Source organism: Rhodococcus sp. A14, from assembly GCF_011603105.1.
Lineage (GTDB): Bacteria > Actinomycetota > Actinomycetes > Mycobacteriales > Mycobacteriaceae > Rhodococcus_F > Rhodococcus_F opacus.
Genome location: NZ_JAAOQS010000251.1, coordinates 1 through 1,793 on the forward strand (window position 1 = coordinate 1; position 1,793 = coordinate 1,793).

At 70.8% G+C, this 1,793-nt stretch carries 2 protein-coding genes; both read left to right on the top strand.

Annotation, left to right across the window (positions count from 1 at the left end; translation table 11 throughout):
• Positions 1 to 40: 40 nt before the first annotated feature.
• Entirely contained in the window at positions 41 to 967 is a 927-nt protein-coding gene (locus G9373_RS45140; protein WP_054247873.1) for an ATP-binding cassette domain-containing protein, read from the top strand.
• Entirely contained in the window at positions 964 to 1,773 is an 810-nt protein-coding gene (locus G9373_RS45145) for an ABC transporter permease (RefSeq protein ID WP_005574260.1), read from the top strand. Before G9373_RS45140 ends, G9373_RS45145 begins: the two co-directional genes overlap by 4 nt.
• Positions 1,774 to 1,793 lie beyond the last annotated feature (20 nt).

Below are 1,793 nucleotides of genomic sequence, written 5' to 3' on the forward strand. Positions count from 1 at the left end.
CGATTACCCGCCCCGCCCCTTACCGGTTCGGGGGTGTGCGATGAGCGCCCCGGCCGTCGTGATCGAAGATGTGCACGTCGCCTACGGCACAACGTGGGCTCTCGACGGCGTCGACCTGGTGGCCGCCGCCGGGACCACGCTCGGGGTGCTCGGCCATAACGGTGCCGGCAAGACCACCCTGATCCGCACCCTCACCACCCTGGTGCGTCCCACCATCGGCCGCGTGCAGATCGAGGGCCTGGACGTTGTCGCCGACGCTACCGAGGTCCGTCGCCGGATCGGGGTGACCGGCCAATACGCCGGGCTCGACGAATTCCTCACCGCCCGGGAGAATCTGGAGCTGATCGGCCGCCTGACCGGGCTGCGGCGCACCGCCCGAGCGCGGGCCGACGCGTTGATCGACCGGCTCGGTCTGGACGAGTACGCGGCTCGGCGGGTCGGGGAACTCTCCGGGGGCTCGCGCCGCCGGATCGATCTGGCCGCCAGTCTCGTCGGATCCCCGTCGGTGCTTTTCCTGGACGAGCCGACCACGGGCCTGGACCCCCTCGCCCGCGCCGGGCTGTGGGACGTCGTGGACGAGCTCACCGAGGCGGGCACCACGGTCGTGCTCACCACCCAGTACCTCGAGGAAGCGGACCGGCTCGCCGACCACATCGTGGTCCTCAGCCGGGGCCGGGTCGCCGCCCGCGGCACCCCGACCGATCTGAAACGGATCGTCGGCGGCAAGGTCGTTAGCGCGACCGTTCCCGCCCATCAGCTCGCCGCGCTGCCGTTCATCCCGGACACCGACCGGGTCGACGACAACCGGGTTCGGGCGTCGGTCACCGTCGACGACGCCCCCGCCGCGATCGCGCTGGTCGCCGACCTGCACGACCGCGGCATCGAGGTCACCGACCTGGACGTAGCTTCCCCGAGCCTCGACGACGTCTTCACCCACCTCGCCCACAGCGCCGGAGCCCACAAATGACCACCATTCGCACCACGGCCGAGCGGTCCCCGATCGGGGACCAGCTCGCCGCGCTCACCGTCCGGAACCTGCGCACCAGCTCGCGTGTTCCGCAGCTGTTGATGTTCTCGCTGACCATGCCGATGGCGATGCTGGTGCTGTTCAGCCAGGTGTTCCGCAGCGTCGCGGCCGGACCCGGCTTTCCGGCCGGGGTCAGTTACATCGTCTTCCTCACTCCGGCGATGCTCGCCGTCTCCACCGTGATGGCCGGCACCAACGCCGGAGTCTCCGCCGCGATCGATCACACCAACGGTGTGCACGACCGCTTCGCTGCCCTGCCGATGCGGGCGGCGTTGCCGGGGGTGGCCCGCACGATCAACGAGGCCGTCTTCACCCTCGCCCGGGCTGCGTTGCTCGGAATCGCCGCCGTGGCTTTGGGTTTCGAGTTCCACGGCACTGCAGGTGATGCCGTCGCCGCGGTCATCGTGCTGGTGGTGCTGGCTGGGGCGATGAGCGCCCTGTTCGGGCTGATCGGGGACCGGCTCCGCCGCCCGGACGTCGTCCAGTTCGCCGGGATGATGGTGATGATGCCGCTGATGTTCGTCTCGAGTGCGTTCGCGCCGATCGAGACCATGCCCGGCTGGATGCAAGCCATGGCCACGGTGAATCCGGTCGCGCACGCCACCGACGCCCTACGCGGCCACGTCCTCGGCACCGCCACCGCCGGCGACACCGCCGCAGCCCTGGTCGCGGCGATCGGGTTGTGGGCGGTGGTGACCGCCGTGCCCGTGCTGACCCGCCTGGTTCGGTCGGCACGCACCCGCTGAACGACGAACCCGCCCTGCCC

Excerpts from the sequence above, each read along its gene's own strand:
- G9373_RS45140 (WP_054247873.1), top strand. The coding sequence starts at position 41 with ATGAGCGCCCCGGCCGTCGTGATCGAAGATGTGCACGTCGCCTACGGC.
- G9373_RS45145 (WP_005574260.1), top strand. The coding sequence starts at position 964 with ATGACCACCATTCGCACCACGGCCGAGCGGTCCCCGATCGGGGACCAG.